Annotated in this window: 1 protein-coding gene; it reads left to right on the top strand. The window is 49.4% G+C overall.

Going from position 1 to position 358, the window contains the following annotated elements; translation table 11 throughout:
- Positions 1-242 (top strand): hypothetical protein (locus tag P0D80_RS51440; RefSeq protein ID WP_408296714.1); only part of this gene is annotated, 242 nt, incomplete at its 5' end.
- Positions 243-358 lie beyond the last annotated feature (116 nt).

A 358-nucleotide genomic window follows, 5' to 3' on the forward strand; every position in this document is an offset into this window, starting at 1 on the left:
GACGGATCGCACTGACTCGTGTTGTCGTCATTCGGCGCAATTTCCGCCTCCAGCTGTTTTTTGAACGACGCAAAATTCGTATTCTCAATTACACCAACGTTTCTACCACCGAACGCAACCCGCAAAGCAGGAGTGCTACCAACACGGAGCTCCGTAATGACCAGCATTTTACCGTCGATCCTGGTGGAAATAATGGGCGCGCCCTTCACCGGTATCTGCCCATTAAGATCTTTTATGGCTAATTCGAATCGCCGCTCCTTTCTGGTCCATTTTGGATGATTTAGCAAAGGCATAAATCCCGAATGTCAAAATCGAGAGAAGCAAGTCCCTTACCCCGCCCACATTACCGTACCTAGCC

The organism is Paraburkholderia sp. RL17-373-BIF-A (assembly GCF_046030175.1).
Taxonomy (GTDB): Bacteria; Pseudomonadota; Gammaproteobacteria; order Burkholderiales; family Burkholderiaceae; genus Paraburkholderia.